The sequence below is a fragment of the Flavobacterium daemonense genome (assembly GCF_007341385.1).
GTDB classification, from domain to species: Bacteria; Bacteroidota; Bacteroidia; order Flavobacteriales; family Flavobacteriaceae; genus Flavobacterium; species Flavobacterium daemonense.
Map to the genome: position 1 here is coordinate 89705 of NZ_VJYD01000006.1, position 16989 is coordinate 106693.

The window sequence follows — 16989 nt, forward strand, 5'->3', positions numbered from 1 at the left end:
TGTGTAATTTATTACAAAAGCAAATATATGATAATTATTTTTTTTCCTTGCATGCAAACGTTTGCAGATTTTGCAAACGTTTGCGGTAACGTTTGCAGGTTGTTTTAGAAACGCAACTATAACGTTTTCATGAAATGTCTCATAACTTAGCTTAAAATTAAAGAAAAGATACATAAAAAATATAAAAATGGAAACACAAGTCACTCATTACGAATACGAAAGAGAAAAAGTGCAGACTGGAATAGTACACATTGGAATTGGTAATTTTCACCGTGCACATGAAGAATTTTATATTAATAATCTGTTAGCAGATCCCACGCAACAGCAATGGGGAATTTGCGGCGTAGCACTTTTGCCTTCGGATGAAACGATCGTAAAAAAACTGAAAGAGCAAAACGGTGAATATTCGCTTACAATTTGCGGCAGAAACGGAATCGACGAAGTTATTAAAATTGGTTCTCTTGTAGAATTAATTTGGGGAGTAGAAAATCCAGATGCTATTTCAGATAAAATTGCTGCTTTTGCTACAAAAATAGTAACACTTACCATTACCGAAGGTGGTTACAATATAGATAAGGCCAGTGGCGAATTTATTTTGGAAGATAAAAATGTGCAGCACGATCTTGCTAATCCATCTCAACCGAAAACTGTTTTTGGTTTTGTTGCCGAAGGTTTGAGAAAGCGTAAAGCCAATGGAAATGGAGGAATCACAATCCTTTCCTGTGATAATCTTCAGCATAATGGAAATGTAACCAAAAAAGCGTTTACAACATTTATCGAAGCACAAGATAAGGATCTTGCTGCTTGGGTAAAAACAAATGTAACGTTCCCAAATAGCATGGTTGACAGAATTACGCCTGCTACAACGCCTGCTGACGTGGAATCACTAAACAAAAAAAGCGGTTTAAACGACCAAGCGCCAGTATATTGTGAAGACTTTATTCAATGGGTTATCGAAGATAATTTTGCTGCAGGAAGACCGGCTTTAGAAAATGTAGGTGTCGAATTTACGCAAGATGTTACGAAGTATGAAAACATGAAACTTAGTTTGTTGAATGCTTCTCACACATTGCTTTCTTATCCTTCTTTATTGTTTGGATACAGAAAAGTAGATGATGCGATGCACGATCCGATATTCAAGAAATTACTCAAAGATTTTATGGATATTGACATTACTCCGTACGTTCCAGCACCTGAAAAAACAGATCTTGAGCTTTATAAAACGACACTTATCGAACGATTTGCAAACAAAGCCGTAAGTGATCAAATAAGCCGTTTGTGCTCTGACGGAATATCCAAATTTCCGGTTTATGTTGTTCCGAATCTGACTAAAATGCTGAAGGATGACAAAGATCTTACAAGGGTAACTTTCTTGATTGCTTCATATCGTCATTACCTGAAATATAAAGTGGATGACAAAAGTATTTCCTATGAAATTAACGAACCTTGGTTGACTCCAGAGGATCAAAAATTAATAGATAGCGATGATGTCCTGGACTTTTTAGAGTTGTCTGCTTTTCAAAATGTCAAATTGAAATCATATGAGCGTTTTGTGAGTCAGTACAGCGCTTTTGCAGAGAATATCAAGACAAACGGAATAGCAAAAACATTAGAAACTATTTAACAACCAAACCATAAAATTATGAAATCAACTAATAAATTAATGCCTTTTGTTATTGTTACGTTTATCTACTTTATTGTAGGTTTTTTAACAACGATCAATGAGCAGTTGCAGGCACCGCTAAAAATAACTTTTTTAACGGAAGCAGGTGATATAAAAAATACACTTACAACTTTAATATCTTTCTTTTTCTTTCTTGGTTACCTTGTAAACGGAACGCTGGGAAGCAGATGGGTGAACAGGTACGGATACAAGAAAACCATCATAAGAGGTTTGATGTTCATCGTTCTAGGACTTTCGGTTTACCTTACTTCAACAATAATAGGGCATAATTTTCCGCATTTTAATTTAAAGATAGGCGATGTTGTAATTCCTTACGGCTATTTGATTTTCCTTTGTGGTTCGTATATTATGGGTTGTTCGGCGGCGGTGATACAAGTAGTTGTAAATCCGTATATAGCTTCATATGATTTGCCAGGGACACAGCCTGTTCAAAGACTGAATATCACTACGGGAATTAATTCTATCGGAACTACGTCGGCTCCATTTTTTGTTACAGTAGTTATGTTTAGCGGCATTTCCATCGAAAGCATCCAAATCAAACAATTAATAACACCGTTGTCGATTTTGATACTTTGTATTATTGCGGTTATATTTTTGACCAAAAAATTAAACATTCCCGACTTGCCTCATACACGTGTTGCAGAAGGAGAAGTACTAGAAAGAAGCGTATTTTCATTCAGACATTTTACACTTGGGGTAATGGCGATTTTCTTTTATGTGGGAACAGAAGTTGCTATTGGTGCAAATATCAATTTATATGCTTTAGAAAGGATTAAATCAGGAAATCCGATAACCTTTTTCGGAAGAGAAGATATGATTATTGGCGGAATTGATTTTGGTGTTCACGCATTATTATCAACACTTTATTGGGGCGGATTTCTTGTAGGTAGGGCGATATCAAGTTTCTTTAATAAAATTCCTGCTCAAGTACAACTGGCAGTAACCACGACAATTGCAACGATTCTTATTCTGACTTCTATTTTTCAGGAAAATTTATGGTATTTAGTTGCTGTAGGATTATTGCACTCGTCAATGTGGAGCTGCATCTTCTCACTTGCCATAAAAGATCTGGGCAAATACACCTCAAAAGCTTCCGGAATATTTGTTTCTGCGGTATTTGGTGGAGCGGTATTTACACTAGTTCAAGGAGGTTTAGCTGATTTTTTTCACTCTTGGAGATACACTTGGCTGCTAAACGTAGCTTGTGAATTGTTCATGCTGTCTTATGCATTGTTTGGTTATAAAATTAGAGCCCAAGACAGGCAAATAGTCACAGGAAAACAAGAAGAAATAATTCACGCATCACATTAAAAGCCAAAATCAACAAAAAATAATAATGATAACTATAAGCCAATTGAAAAATAAACCAGCCTTACAGACAATAATGATAATGATGATTTTTTTGTGTACACATGTTCACGCACAAGATAAATCGACAGAAGATAATTTTATAAACCAAAATCTACATTCTGCTTTACAGATTCGAAATTCTCATCTTTGGAGAGGAATAGAAGTAGCTGCAGGATTGACATACACTGGGAATATTTATTTAGAGTATGACCACTTTTACGGAGGATTTTGGGCAGGAGGAACTGCTGATGGTTCATACAAAGAGTTCAATAATTATGCAGGATTCAAAGCCGGGAAATTCTCTGCGGAATTATGGGATATCTATAATTTTTCTCCCAAAGCAACGTATAATAATAAAGAATTCTTCAATTACAATGCGAGCGAAACCGGACGTTTTTTTGATTTAAGAACCTATTATACTGTCAGTAAACAGTTTCCTTTAGTGTTGAGCTGGAATACAGTTATTTTTGGACGAGACAGAAATCTTGCCAACACAGAAAACAGATATTCTACCTTTGTATCGGCAGAATATCCTTTTTTGAAAAGTGACAAATGGAGTATCAGCGGTCGCGCTGGCTATAGTTTTGCGCTGAACAATAGCGAAAATGAAACAAGCAACTTTTTTGCAAGCAAAGCTGGTGTAAATGAAGTAAGTTTGATATTTTCGAGAAAAACTAAAATTCTGGACTATAAGCTGCCTTTGGGTTTATGGGCAATGTGGAATCCAGTTGATAATCATGCGTTCTTGCAGTTTTCTGCAGAGGTCTACTCTTTTTAAAAGGAATAAATCAGCTTGAAATAAATAATTTATGATTAACAAGATCTTTTTGGTCTTGTTAATCTGTTTGTATTAAATAATTAAAAATCGATATTATGAGTACCGAAAATAAAGTTCAGGTAGTTTGTTTTGGAGAAGTATTATGGGATATTTTCCCAGGAAACAATCGAAGAGCCGGCGGAGCTCCTTTTAATGTTGCTTATCATTTGTCTAAAATGGGAATACAAACCAGAATGATCAGTGGAGTGGGAGGTGATGTGTTGGGACAGGAACTTATTCAGAAAATAAAAAACTGGAATATTTCTTCAGACGGAATACAAATAATAAAAGATCATCCGACAAGCACGGTAATTGCCGAAATTGACGAAAATAATGAAGCACATTATACCATTACCGAAAATGTAGCATGGGATTTTATTCAGTCAAAACCAGAGAATATTCAATTTGTGGAATCAGCAAATGCGCTTGTGTTTGGTTCTTTGATTGCTCGAAATAGTGTTTCGCGCAAGACTTTATTTGAGTTGGTTGAAAACAGTTCTTTTAATGTTTTTGATATTAACATTAGAAAGCCGCATGATGATATCAAACTCATTAGTGAACTTTTGCATAAAACCCATCTCGCTAAATTTAATAAAGCCGAATTAAAAATCGTTCTGGATTCCATTGGAAAGGATTACACAAACGAAAGTGATAGTATTAAATTTATTCAGGAGAAGTTTAACATCGATGAAATAATCGTTTCCAAAGGAAGCAAAGGCGCAATATATGCCAATGCGGATGCAATTTTTCAATATCCTGCGGTACCCATAACGGTTATTGACACAGTAGGAAGTGGTGATTCATTCCTCGCCGGACTTTTATCCAAGCGATTATCTACAACAAATGATGTTCATTCTATAATGTTGCAAGCTGTTTCGCTGGGTGCTTTTATCACTTCAAAAGAGGGAGCTTGCCCAGAATATAGTTTAAAAGAATTTGAAGATTTTAGAGATAAACAGAACATTACTGCTACGTTTATAGAAGAATAGAAGTAAATGGAATCGTTTAAAAAAAACAAAAAGCCTGTAAACATTGAGTTTACAGGCTTTTTTTGTGGAGTCGCCGGGAATCGAACCCGGGTCCAAACAAGCAACTAAAGAGCTTTCTACACGCTTATTTCCTGATTAGATTTTCGATGTTAAGCTAGGCCAGAAACAGCCACCGAACACTTATCTTCTTAATTTTCGAAACCCACCCGAAGCTCATGGATATCTAGGTTTATTTTTACGGTTCCCCTGAACGGAACGCCACAAACCAAGGCTTTCCAGGAGAATCCAGCTTCTCTACCTTGTAGAGACGTGGCGCAATCGTACTATGATTCGGATTATGCAGCTAAAGCGTAATTATTTTCGCCGTGTAAAAGTTCGAGATCTTATATTTACGAGCAAGGTCTCAATGCTCGACGTGCTTACTGTTCAATTCGACTTGCTGTCAAAACCAGTCGACCCCAAAAAAATAAGTCTGCAAATTTATACTATTTGAAATTACTTTCTACTAAAATTTTCAGAAAAATTGTATTATTCTTCGTCCTTAAAATTAAAAGGATAATCTCCAAAGATTGGAGCTAGTTTACGCACCGCATATGTGTTTCTGGTCATTTTGTTTGACAATGCGATTATCGTTACGTGCTCTTTCATTAAAGTAATGTACGATGAGGTATTGCCATGCCACCAGCCATTGTGGAAGTAGAAATTCTGTCCCGTTTCCCAATTGATCATTCTGATTCCGAGACCATAATTTTTAGTCCCTTTCCGTTCGTTGCTATAACCTGTATAAACTTGTTTTAGTAATGCAGGTTTTAAAAAGTCAGGCGATTGTCTTGCGCGGTCAAATTTTAAAAGATCACGAGCAGTCGAAAATACATTTTTGTCTCCGTAAACATTGTCTAGGTAGTCGAAACCAATTTCAGCACCATTTCCTTTGTATGATGGAACAATTTTTTTTCTGTCTTTATCATCATCAAAAATATAAGTATGCGTCATTCCCAATGGTTTGAAAATCATTTCAGACATTGCTTCTTTGTATTTTAATCCAGTGATTTTTTCTATAATCAGTGCCAACATTGCATAATTAGTATTGCAATAGCCAAAACGTGTTCCAGTTTTAGCTTCCAAACCAATATTTTTTGTTGCCAGAATATCTAAGATATCTTTATTCGTCAGCTGATTGTGTCTGTCCCAAACCGATTTGTCGTGATCTGTAAAATAAGCGTAGTTGCGCATTCCTGTACGATGGCTCAAAAGCATTCTAATCGTACAATCTTCGTACGGAAAAGTTTTTAGGATCGTATTTACTTTTTGATCTAAATCAAGTTTGCCCGCATTTACCAATTTTAAAACCGCAGTCGCTGTCAGAACTTTGCTCACAGATGCAATTTGCACAGGAGTATCTGCAGTAATTTTGGTTCCTTCGTTTTTGTTTGCGTAGCCGTTGTATCTTTCAAAAATAATCTGCCCGTTTCTTGCTACCAAGAAACTTCCGTTCATACTATTGTTTGGCCAGTTTTTGTTATAAAAGTGGTTGATTCTGCCTTGAACAGAATTTATATAAGCTTGTGTAAGTCGTGGTTCTGGCCCTAAAGGCTTCATTTTAGGCAGTGTATCTTCTACCGCTGCTACAGTATCTACGCTTGTTTTCTTATCATTGCCACATGAACTTAAAACTAAAATTAAAAAAAGTATTTGTGGTATCTTTGTCTTTTTAAGGAAACTCATTTTCATCATTCTTTAAAAACAAATATATAGAATTCAATATTTATGTTTTTGATATTTTAAAAAAACCAACCGGTTGCTTTAACATAATATTAACTAAAATTTTAGTTAGTCGGTTGTTTGTCAGCTTTCAACGGTTTTTGGATATAATAAATTGTAATTTTTGAAGAAAACTTTAACGAAATTTGTTATATTTGAAACAAATACGATGTAAAAAGTTATATTATTAAATGATTTAAACCAGTATAAATGAAATTTGGAATTGTAAAAGAAAGAAAAAACCCACCGGATCGACGTGTAGTATTTGCTCCAGATGAATTGGCAAAACTAAAACAGCAATATCACGATGCTATTGTAGAAGTAGAGAGTTCGGATATTAGGATTTTTTCCGATCTTCAATATAAAAGCATGGGAATTACGGTAACTGATGATGTTTCGGACTGTGATGTTTTATTTGGTGTAAAAGAAGTTCCTATTGAAAATTTGATTCCAAATAAAGCGTATTTCTTTTTTTCTCATACGATAAAAAAACAGCCACACAACAGAAAATTGCTTCAGGCGATTTTAGAGAAAAAGATTGATTTATATGACCATGAAACGATTGTAAACGAACATGATCATCGTTTAATTGGCTTTGGGAAATATGCCGGAATGGTTGGTGTTTACAACGGAATCAGAGCATTTGGTATTAAATTCGAATTATTCAAACTTCCAAAAGCTGAAACACTTTCAGGAAAAGAAGAATTGATAAAGCATTTGAAGCGCATCACAATGCCAGCTTTAAAATTTGTGGTTACTGGAACCGGAAAAGTTGGAAGCGGTGCCAAAGAAATTCTGGACGCCATAAAAGTGAAAGAAATTACAATTGACAACTATTTGACCAAAAAATATGCACAGGCAGTTTATGTACAATTAGATGTTTTAGAATATAATAAACGTGTCGATGGACAGGTTTTGGATTTTAAAGATTTTGTAAATCATCCAGAGGCTTATGTTTCCGATTTCGAAAAATTCACAAAGGTTTCGGATATTTATTTTGCAGGACATTTTCACGCAAGTGCAGCGCCAATGATTTTGACAAAAGAAATGCTGAATGCAAGCGACTGCAAATTAAAAGTTGTAGCTGATATTTCGTGCGATGTAAATGGCCCGATTGCTTGTACAGTTCGTTCGTCGACAATTGCAGATCCTATTTATGGTTATTTTCCTTTAGAAGATAGGGAAGTAGATGTGTTTCATCCTGCTGCGGTTGCGGTTATGGCGGTTGATAATTTGCCATGCGAAATTCCGAAAGATTCGAGCGAAGGTTTTGGAGAACAATTTATGGAACATGTAATTCCGGCGTTCTTCAATGGAGATAAAGACGGAATCTTAAAACGCGCCAAAATAACCGAAAACGGTAAATTGACAGAAAGATTTAGTTATTTGCAGGATTATGTCGACGAGAAATAATTATTAATTGTAAATTATTAATTGTGAATGTTCAATAATTCAGATATAATTAATATGTTGTCACCCTGAGCGAAGTCGAAGGGCATCGCGGCGACAAAAGTCCTTCGACTTCGTTCAGGATGACATAAAAAAATAAAAGCCTGAAATTGATATTTCAGGCTTTTAATTTATAATTAACCATTAACCATTAACCATTAACCATTAATAATTAATAATTAACAATTAAATTAGACCATTTCTTCTGGTTTTACCCAATTATCAAAATCTTCGGGAGTTACGTAACCCAAGCGAACGGCTTCTTCTTTTAAAGTTGTGCCGTTTTTGTGAGCGGTTTGGGCGATTTCTGCAGCTTTATAGTAACCAATTTTAGTATTTAAAGCTGTTACCAGCATTAGCGAATTATCTACCAATTCTTTGATGCGTTTGCGGTTTGGCTCGATTCCTTGCGCGCAATGTTCGTCAAAAGAGACACAGGCATCTCCAAGCAAACGCGCCGATTGAAGAAAGTTTGCTGCCATAACAGGTTTGAAAACGTTTAGTTCATAATGTCCTTGCATGCCTCCAACGGCAATTGCCATATCGTTTCCTATAACTTGTGCACAAACCATTGTCATTGCTTCGCATTGCGTTGGGTTTACTTTTCCGGGCATGATTGAAGATCCGGGCTCATTTTCTGGGATATGAATTTCACCAATTCCAGATCTTGGACCTGACGCCAGCATTCTAATATCATTAGCAATTTTATTCAAGGAAACTGCTAATTGTTTTAGCGCTCCATGCGTTTCAACTATGGCATCGTGCGCAGCCAAAGCTTCGAATTTATTTTCGGCTGTTACAAAAGGATGATTTGTGAATTTGGCAATATATTCTGCGACTTTTACGTCGTAGCCTTTTGGTGTATTTAATCCGGTTCCGACAGCGGTTCCGCCTAGAGCAATTTCAGATAAATGGGATAAAGTATTTTTTAAAGCTTTTAGTCCGAAAGCCAATTGAGCTGCGTAACCAGAAATTTCTTGTCCGAGTGTTAAAGGTGTTGCGTCCATTAAATGTGTACGACCAATTTTGACTACATCTTTAAATTCAGTTGCTTTTTTTACTAAAGTGGCATGCAGTTTTTCAACACCTGGAATGGTGGTTTCAACTACCATTTTGTAAGCAGCAATATGCATTCCGGTTGGGAAAGTGTCGTTCGACGACTGTGATTTATTTACGTCGTCGTTTGCTTTTATAAATTGTTCGCCTTCGCCAATTTCAAAACCTTTTAAAACCTGAGCGCGGTTTGCAATTACTTCATTTACGTTCATGTTGCTTTGCGTTCCTGAACCTGTCTGCCAAATTACCAGTGGAAATTGATCGTCTAATTGTCCTGTTAATATTTCATCGCAAACGGCAGCGATAGCATCTCTTTTTTCGATTGGCAAAACTCCTAAATCATAATTAGCAAAAGCTGCAGCTTTTTTTAGATAGGCAAAACCTTCAATGATTTCTTTTGGCATTGAAGCGGCGTTTCCTATTTTGAAATTGTTTCGCGAACGTTCTGTTTGGGCACCCCAATATTTATCGGCTGGGACTTGAACTTCGCCCATGGTGTCTTTTTCTATTCTGTATTTCATTGTTTTATCTGTAAAATGTTATTTGTAAAATGTGAGTTGTAAAATGTGAGTTGTAACCAGTGCGGTAAATGGAACACGGATGACGCTGGTTTAAACGGATTTTATTTTTGATACTTGAAATTTGTTTTGAAAATGATAATAGCCCTGATGGTAGCGGCATCCTTTTTATTTTTTCTTTAAAAATGAAAAGATACAGCGGACAACAGGTATTAGCTCCTTAAAATATTCATGTTCTTCTTATTTAGATAGTTGAATAAAAAGCGCTAAAAAAGCTTATTTAAAATCAGTATAAATATACGGATAAATGTTATTTAGTGAAAATTGATTTAGATTTTATTGCCAAGGACGAATTTATACGCTACATTTGTCGTAACATTCAAAAATTCCGGAAAACATGTTTGAATTTTCACAGTACTTAGGCTTTTTACTTTTCTTAACCATACTAACTATAGGGTTTTGGTTAATGTTTTTCTTGGTTGGTTTCGTATCTTATTGGGTTACGGGAGCTAGCTGGGAAATGTTCAAAGAAAAGAGAGCTAAAAAGAGACAAGAAGAACAATCAATTTAATTGAATTGATTTCATAAAAAAGGATCCAGATTTGGATCCTTTTTTTTGTTCAAAAAATAGAAAATTCAAATAAAGAAATTCCATTTTTAGAAGTGATGAAAAAAAAAATCCAAATTCCAATTGTAAAGTTGGAATTTGGATTTTTTTATATAGGAATTTAAATGAATTTATCCTGGGAAGTCGCCACCACCATCGTCATTTCTTGGCTGTTGGTTTTTATCTCTTTCGCCTTTAGGTTTGTTGAAACGGTAGGTAAACGATAAATTGAATTGACGTTTACGGAACTGCATTTCACCATATGAAGTCTGGCTCTCTTTTGTTACATCATTTTGAAGGTACGTGTACGATCTCATGATTCTTGAGTTGAAAATATCACTGATGTTGAAGGCAATTGTTCCTTTGTCTTTCATTACATCTTTGCTAAGTGCAGTATTCATACCAAACATATCTAAGTTCTTACCTTGTGCTGTTTTTTGTGCGCCATTGTAAGTAGCGTTCAATTGCCAGTCAATTTTGTACGGAAGCGTTACTTTAGAGTTGATTCTTGCAAACCATGTGTTAGCTTGATTATCAAGATTTTGAACGACTGTGTTTCCGTTTACGTCAACATAAGTGTTTTCTCCAGTTGTTTTTACATTGTAAAGGTTGAAGTTACTGTTTACTCTCCACCATTTAAACGGAGTATAGTTTAAGGTAAATTCGAAACCAAATTTTTGCTCTTGACCTAAGTTGATTGGTCGGCTTAAAATAACTGGAATTCCGTTTACTTCATTTCCATTTGGAGTTCTCACAAAGCTGAAAACGTCTTTAGTGTTTTCAAAATATGCTGAAGTATTGAATGTTAATTTCGTCCAACGTTTGATATAACCAACGTCGTATTTATCAGTCAATGAAGGATCTAAGTCCGGATTTCCTTGAAAAATATTAACGTTACTAGAGTAGTTTACAGCTGGGTTCATAAAACGTCCTCTTGGTCTTGTTAAACGCTTACTGTAGCTTGCTGTCAAGTTGCTTTGATCTGAGATTTCGTAACTAATAAATGCACTTGGAAATAAGTTGTTGTATTTTTTAGTATTGAAATCGCTGTTATCTAATAAGTTAACGTGAATATCTGTGTCTTCCCAACGCAATCCAAATAAGTAAGATAATTTTTTTACTTTGAAACCGTATTGTGTGTAAAGTGCGTTGATGTTTTCTTTGTATTCTAATGTGTTTGATAAATTAGGATCTTTTACACCATTATTATCGGTAACGAAATATTCATTGTTCAAGTCGCCAAAACTTCCTTTGTAACCTGCTTCAAATTGACCTCCTTTTCCTAAAGGCAATACGTAATCTGCTTGAAATAATACTTGTTTTTGTACTTGATCGTTTAAAGTATTATTAAAGTTTGGGGAAGCAGTAATAACACTAGTGTTGTCGTCTGTATTTCTTGAAATAGATAAATCTGCAGTCAGTTTATGACCTTTATCGTTGAAATTTTTGATTAAATTCGAAGTATATTCAACGTTTTCACTTGCAGCATCACCATTGTTTAAACGGAAAGAAGTTCCTGTGAAAGCATGAGCTGCATCAAAATTATTGTAATTGATTAAATCTCTAGTAGTTCCAGAATTATTTTGATAATTGATGGCATTTGTCCAGAAAGTATTTTTTGCAACAGTCCATTCTATACCAGCTCTTCCAGTAAATCCGTCAGATTCTCTTTTTGTATCACGATCTTCATCTAAAAAACCTTTTGGAGTTCCATCAGCATTTAAATAAGAAGTATTTGTTAAACCATGACCTTCGTTTGTTCTGTGATTGTATCCTAAAGTCGTAAAATAGTTTAATTTTTCTGTTTTGTAATTCAAGTTTCCAGTCAAACCGTAAGTTTCAGGAAGACCTGTCGAAGCAATTAATGTTCCGTTGAAACCTTGGTTTTTACCTTTTTTAAGAATGATATTGATGATCCCAGATCCACCTTCAGCATCATAACGAGCTGATGGATTTGTGATAACTTCTACTTTGTCAATTGCATCTGCAGGAAGTTGACGCAATGCTTCAGCAATATTGATCGCTTGAGAAGGTCTACCGTCAATCAAAATACGGATGTTGTCGCTTCCTCTTAAACTCACATTTCCTTCAGTATCAACAGAAACCGATGGCACGTTGTCAAGAACATCACTTACTGTTCCTCCTTTTACCATCATATCCTGACCAACGTTGTATACTTTTTTGTCTAGTTTGATTTCGACTGATGATTTTTCAGCACGAACTACAACTTCACTTAATTGCGCAGCATCTTCAGATAAATTTACAACGCCTAAATTAGTGTCGCCAGAAATCGTTTTTCCTTTGATATCAGTAGATTTAAACGAAATAAATTCAACTTTTATGTCATAAGTTCCCGGTGCTACTGCTACTTCAAATTCACCTTTAGGGTTGGTGATGCCGCCGGCAACAACTTTTGTGTCGTTTGGAAGCATAAGCGATATTGTAGCATATTCTAGGGGTTGTTTGCTAACTTTTTCAAAAACTTTTCCAGTAACTTTTACCTTGTTTTTACCAGGAGGCGCCTGTTGTGCATAGTTGTAAAAACTTGTAAGTAAAAGAACAAGTAGTACAGCAAATTTGATTTTCTTCATTTTATTTTTGGTTTCATTTACTCTTTAGACACTAAATCAAGCATTAGGTTTAAAGAGTAAATCACAAAAAAATGTTAATTAGGAATTTTGTTATTTACTTTAGAAAATCAGAAACTAAATCAAGGTCTCGACCAATAATTGCTTTTCCATCTTTAACAACAATTGGGCGTTCTATTAAAATTGGATTCTCGACCATCGCCTGAATTATTTGATCATCACTTAAATCTTTTCCTTTATAATTTTCGATCCAAATATTTTCTTTAATTCGGACTAACTGAATTGGTTTCAGATTTAGTTTTTTAAGAAGCTCTTTTAAATCGCTAAAGCTTGGCGTTTCAGTTAAATACGGAATTATTTGATATTCTTGTTTTGACTGATCAACAAAAGCCAGACAGTTTCTTGATTTTCCGCAACGTGGATTATGATAAATTTGTATCATTTTGTTATATTTAATATGTTGTAAGAAGATAATGCAAAAAATAGGTATTTTCGCAGGACCAAAAATACTATTTAGTTAGTAAACAGAATTCTCATTTTAAAATTATATGTAAATGTTTTTAGAACAAGGAATTAAGCCCAAAAATAAATTTTTTCTGTATCTAATTGGGTCAGGCATTATCATACTTGCTTCATTTATTGGCCAGATTCCGCTTTCTGTTGCGGTACTTTATTCGAGTTTCGTAAATAAAACAGAAATTCCGACTGATAATGATGGCGTTTTGAAAGTATTTGAGCCAAATCTGACCTTGTTTCTGGTAATGATTTCTTTTGTTTTTGCATTTGCCGGTGTTTATTTGGTTATAAAATATCTTCATAAACAAACATTTTTATCGGTTACAACATCACGAAAGAAAGTAGATTGGGACCGAATTTTATTTTCATTTGTGATTTGGACCATTTTTTCGGGTATAAGTTTTTGGGTGGTTTATTTAAAAGATCCAGAAAAATTTATTTGGAATTTCAAGTTGGTTCCTTTTCTGATTTTAGTAGTTATTGCGTCGTTGCTTATTCCTATTCAAACCAGTACCGAGGAATATGTTTTTAGAGGATATTTGATGCAAGGATTTGCAAATTTGGCTAAAAATAGATGGTTTCCTTTACTAATGACTTCCTTGATTTTTGGGTCCATGCATATTTTTAATCCCGAAGTTGCAAAAATGGGTTATGTAATTATGATTTATTACATAGGAACTGGCTTGTTTTTAGGTATCATAACGCTTATGGACGAAGGGTTAGAATTGGCTCTTGGTTTTCATGCTGCCAATAATTTAACGGGCGCTTTATTGGTAACCTCAGATTGGACAGTATTTCAGACACATTCCATTTTCAAAGATATGTCTGAACCTTCGGCTGGACTTGATGTAATCCTGCCAGTTGTAGTTGTGTATCCTATTTTGCTTTTTATTTTCAGCAAAAAATACAAATGGACAAATTGGAAAGAAAAATTGACGGGTGAAATAAATATTTTAGAATCTTCAAATTAACGATCATGCTGCAGTTAACACATAAAAATGTACATAATTATTTTAAAATCAACGGATATCACTTAAATGCAAAAGATTTATGCCGAGTTGGTTATAGCTTTATAAAAGAAGGCGACGCATATGAGCGCTCGATAGGTGAGTTTTTCTTGGATTGGTTTGATAATAAAGATTATATCGAAATGACGACTTCTGGTACAACAGGACTTCCAAAATTAGTCAGATTAGAAAAACAGGCCATGATCCAGTCGGCTTTGGCGACGGGGGATTTTTTTGGTTTAGAGCCGGGCGATAGAGCTTTATTGTGTTTGCCAACGCAATTTATCGCTGGAAAAATGATGTTGGTAAGAAGCTTGATTTTAGGATTAGATATTGATGTAAAATCGCCAACTACAGAGCCTTTAGCTTTTAATTCAAATGAATATGATTTTGTTGCGATGGTGCCTTTGCAAGTTCAGAATTCACTTGACAAGCTTAAAAATGTAAAGAAATTGATCATTGGAGGGGCAAAAATTGATTCGGCGCTTGAAGCAGAATTACTTAAGCTTGGTGGCGAGATATACGAAACCTATGGCATGACGGAAACTATAACGCATATTGCAGCCAAAAAAGTAGGAGAAAGTGCGTTTACGATTTTACCAAACGTGAAAATTGAAAAAGATGATCGTGGTTGTCTTGTAATTTATGTTTCGTCCATTTCAGAAGAACCTATTGTTACCAATGATTTGGTTGAATTGATAAATGATAAGCAGTTTGTTTTTTTAGGCCGAATTGATAATGTGATCAATAGTGGAGGAGTGAAGCTGATTCCAGAACAAATTGAAGCAAAATTGATTGGGAAAATCCCAAACCGATTTTTTGTAACTGGAGTTCCAGATTCTCTTTTGGGAGAGAAATTAATTTTGGTGATTGAAGGTGAAAAACAAGATTTTCCTCCTGATTTTTTTGATGTTTTAGGAAAGTTTGAAAAACCAAAAGAAATTGTTTTTGTTCCAAAGTTTAAAGAAAATGAAAACGGTAAACTGCTTAGAAAACCAAGTTTAGATTAAGAAGAAACTTTAAAAATAAGAGATCCCAGATTCCAACTTAAAATTGGAGTTTGGGATTTTTTCACGTTAAAAGGCTTAGTCCCTACGGGACAAATATTCGTTTTCAATTGTTTTTTCTACCAATATTAAATCTCTACGAGATACTCCGTTAGGAATAAAATATTGGTAAAAAAAATACCAAACAAAGATCTTCCATCAATATTAAATCTCTACGAGATACTCCGTTAGGAGTAAAATATTGGTAGAAAAAATAAATAGGAAAGGATACAATATCCCGTAGGGATTACATATTTAAAGACTAAAATGAAAAATCCCAAATTCCAATTCAAAATCGGAATTTGGGATTTTTAAAATATGGAATTTAAACTTATTTTTTTCTTTCCAAAAGCGCCATATAGAATCCGTCAAAACCAGATTCGGATGCCAGCATTTTTCGGTCTTCAATAAAAGTAAATTGTTTTCCGATTTCTGTTTTTAGGAATTTTTCTACTTGCTCCTGATTTTCAGAAGGTAAAACAGAACAAGTTGCATACACTAATTTTCCACCTGGCTTTACAATTTTAGAATAGCTTTCTAAAACCTCGCTCTGAACTTTACGAATATTATCGATAAATTCAGGTTGCAATTTCCATTTTGAATCTGGGTTTCTTTTCAAAACTCCAAGTCCGCTGCATGGTGCATCAATTAAAACACGATCTGCTTTTTCGTGCAATTTTTTGATCACTTTTGTGCTGTCAATAATTCGGTATTCAATGTTGAAAGCACCATTTCTTTTCGCTCTCAATTTTAATTGCTTCAATTTGCTTTCATACAAATCCATTGCAATTAATTGACCTTTATTATTCATTAAAGAAGCCATGTGCAAGGTTTTTCCACCTGCTCCAGCACACGTGTCAACAACGCGCATTCCTGGCTGAACATCTAAGAAACCTGCAACTAGTTGTGAATTGGCGTCTTGAACTTCAAATAAACCTTCTTTAAAAGCGTCTGTCAAAAATACGTTTGCTCTTTCTTTTAAAACCAAAGCTTCAGGCTGATCTTTTAAATATTCTGTTTCAATATTTAAATCCATCAGCTTGTTTCTCAGATCTTCTTTAGTTCCTTTAAGCGTATTGGTTCTTAAAATGACTTTTGCCGGCTGGTTTTGAGCCGCGATTTCTTTTGACCAAACTTTTTCGCCAAGTTCTTTCACGCCCAATTCATCCATCCAGTCTGGAATAGATTCTTTTAAAGCTCTAGTTTTTGAAAGTTCGTCAAAACGGCCTTTTATTTTTCTTTCAGGAGTTCCTTCTAATTGTCTCCAATCTGGAATAGGATAGCCACGAAGAACCGCCCAAACTGCAAACATTCTCCATAGGTTTTCTCTGTCGTATGGTTCTTTTACTTCTGCAATTTCGGCATAAAGTCGTTTCCAACGAACAATTTCATATATTGTTTCAGCAACAAACTTCCTGTCAGAACTTCCCCAACGTTTGTCTTTTTTTAAGGCTCTGGCTACCACTTTATCTGCATATTCTCCTTCGTTGAAAATTGCATTTAAAGAATCGATGGTAGTATAAACTAAATTTCTGTGTAATCTCATTTTATTAATTTGAGTTGCAAAGGTACTATTAATTGATTGAAAGTTAAATTTTTAA

At 34.7% G+C, this 16989-nt stretch carries 12 protein-coding genes and 1 other RNA gene; 7 read left to right on the forward strand and 6 right to left on the reverse strand.

Annotation, left to right across the window (positions count from 1 at the left end; genetic code table 11):
• Nucleotides 1-187 precede the first annotated feature (187 nt).
• The 4 genes from FND99_RS09655 to FND99_RS09670 all read left to right on the forward strand — a co-directional run bounded on the left by FND99_RS09655 (nt 188) and on the right by FND99_RS09670 (nt 4840).
• Complete coding sequence (locus FND99_RS09655; protein ID WP_144337785.1) at nt 188-1624, forward strand: mannitol dehydrogenase family protein; 1437 nt, start codon at nt 188-190, stop codon at nt 1622-1624.
• Between the two features lie 18 nt (nt 1625-1642).
• Nucleotides 1643-2995, forward strand: a complete 1353-nt coding sequence (locus FND99_RS09660) for an MFS transporter (protein WP_144337786.1) — start codon at nt 1643-1645, stop codon at nt 2993-2995.
• Between the two features lie 25 nt (nt 2996-3020).
• Entirely contained in the window at nt 3021-3812 is a 792-nt protein-coding gene (locus FND99_RS09665; RefSeq protein ID WP_246074202.1) for a hypothetical protein, read from the forward strand.
• A gap of 95 nt (nt 3813-3907) precedes the next feature.
• Nucleotides 3908-4840 carry a carbohydrate kinase family protein gene (locus FND99_RS09670; protein ID WP_144337787.1) on the forward strand — a complete coding sequence of 311 codons (933 nt, stop codon included), beginning with the start codon at nt 3908-3910 and terminating at the stop codon, nt 4838-4840.
• A 62-nt stretch (nt 4841-4902) separates the two neighbouring features.
• Here FND99_RS09670 and ssrA read toward each other — a convergent pair.
• Together ssrA and FND99_RS09680 are read right to left on the reverse strand one after the other, a co-directional pair.
• Nucleotides 4903-5300, reverse strand: a transfer-messenger RNA (tmRNA) gene (gene ssrA, locus FND99_RS09675).
• 68 nt (nt 5301-5368) lie between these two features.
• Complete coding sequence (locus FND99_RS09680; protein WP_144337934.1) at nt 5369-6571, reverse strand: serine hydrolase domain-containing protein; 1203 nt, start codon at nt 6569-6571, stop codon at nt 5369-5371.
• Between the two features lie 240 nt (nt 6572-6811).
• Here FND99_RS09680 and FND99_RS09685 point away from each other — a divergent pair, with 240 nt between their 5' ends.
• Entirely contained in the window at nt 6812-8014 is a 1203-nt protein-coding gene (locus tag FND99_RS09685) for an NAD(P)-dependent oxidoreductase (protein ID WP_144337788.1), read from the forward strand.
• A gap of 227 nt (nt 8015-8241) precedes the next feature.
• Here FND99_RS09685 and fumC read toward each other — a convergent pair whose 3' ends face one another.
• The 3 genes from fumC to arsC form a co-directional block, all read right to left on the reverse strand.
• Entirely contained in the window at nt 8242-9627 is a 1386-nt protein-coding gene (gene fumC, locus FND99_RS09690) for a class II fumarate hydratase (RefSeq protein ID WP_144337789.1), read from the reverse strand.
• A gap of 735 nt (nt 9628-10362) precedes the next feature.
• On the reverse strand, nt 10363-12822 hold the full coding sequence (locus FND99_RS09700) for an outer membrane beta-barrel family protein (RefSeq protein ID WP_144337790.1): 2460 nt from the start codon (nt 12820-12822) through the stop codon (nt 10363-10365).
• 94 nt (nt 12823-12916) lie between these two features.
• Nucleotides 12917-13261, reverse strand: coding sequence for an arsenate reductase (glutaredoxin) (gene arsC, locus FND99_RS09705; RefSeq protein WP_144337791.1), 345 nt, complete (start codon nt 13259-13261; stop codon nt 12917-12919).
• Nucleotides 13262-13373: 112 nt separating this feature from the next.
• On the opposite strand from arsC, the gene FND99_RS09710 reads away from it, so the two are divergent.
• Both FND99_RS09710 and FND99_RS09715 read left to right on the forward strand, forming a co-directional pair.
• A complete protein-coding gene (locus tag FND99_RS09710; RefSeq protein WP_144337792.1) occupies nt 13374-14306 on the forward strand; it encodes a CPBP family intramembrane glutamic endopeptidase in 933 nt (310 codons plus the stop codon).
• Nucleotides 14307-14311: 5 nt separating this feature from the next.
• A complete protein-coding gene (locus FND99_RS09715) occupies nt 14312-15352 on the forward strand; it encodes an AMP-binding protein (protein WP_144337793.1) in 1041 nt (346 codons plus the stop codon).
• 367 nt (nt 15353-15719) lie between these two features.
• On the opposite strand, the gene FND99_RS09720 is transcribed toward FND99_RS09715, so the two are convergent.
• On the reverse strand, nt 15720-16934 hold the full coding sequence (locus FND99_RS09720; protein WP_144337794.1) for an RsmB/NOP family class I SAM-dependent RNA methyltransferase: 1215 nt from the start codon (nt 16932-16934) through the stop codon (nt 15720-15722).
• Between the last annotated feature and the right edge of the window lie 55 nt (nt 16935-16989).

Excerpts from the sequence above, each read along its gene's own strand:
- fumC (WP_144337789.1), bottom strand. The coding sequence starts at position 9,627 with ATGAAATACAGAATAGAAAAAGACACCATGGGCGAAGTTCAAGTCCCA.
- FND99_RS09715 (WP_144337793.1), top strand. The coding sequence starts at position 14,312 with ATGCTGCAGTTAACACATAAAAATGTACATAATTATTTTAAAATCAAC.
- arsC (WP_144337791.1), bottom strand. The coding sequence starts at position 13,261 with ATGATACAAATTTATCATAATCCACGTTGCGGAAAATCAAGAAACTGT.
- FND99_RS09665 (WP_246074202.1), top strand. The coding sequence starts at position 3,021 with ATGATAACTATAAGCCAATTGAAAAATAAACCAGCCTTACAGACAATA.
- FND99_RS09670 (WP_144337787.1), top strand. The coding sequence starts at position 3,908 with ATGAGTACCGAAAATAAAGTTCAGGTAGTTTGTTTTGGAGAAGTATTA.
- FND99_RS09700 (WP_144337790.1), bottom strand. The coding sequence starts at position 12,822 with ATGAAGAAAATCAAATTTGCTGTACTACTTGTTCTTTTACTTACAAGT.
- FND99_RS09710 (WP_144337792.1), top strand. The coding sequence starts at position 13,374 with ATGTTTTTAGAACAAGGAATTAAGCCCAAAAATAAATTTTTTCTGTAT.
- FND99_RS09660 (WP_144337786.1), top strand. The coding sequence starts at position 1,643 with ATGAAATCAACTAATAAATTAATGCCTTTTGTTATTGTTACGTTTATC.
- FND99_RS09720 (WP_144337794.1), bottom strand. The coding sequence starts at position 16,934 with ATGAGATTACACAGAAATTTAGTTTATACTACCATCGATTCTTTAAAT.
- FND99_RS09685 (WP_144337788.1), top strand. The coding sequence starts at position 6,812 with ATGAAATTTGGAATTGTAAAAGAAAGAAAAAACCCACCGGATCGACGT.
- FND99_RS09655 (WP_144337785.1), top strand. The coding sequence starts at position 188 with ATGGAAACACAAGTCACTCATTACGAATACGAAAGAGAAAAAGTGCAG.
- FND99_RS09680 (WP_144337934.1), bottom strand. The coding sequence starts at position 6,571 with ATGAAAATGAGTTTCCTTAAAAAGACAAAGATACCACAAATACTTTTT.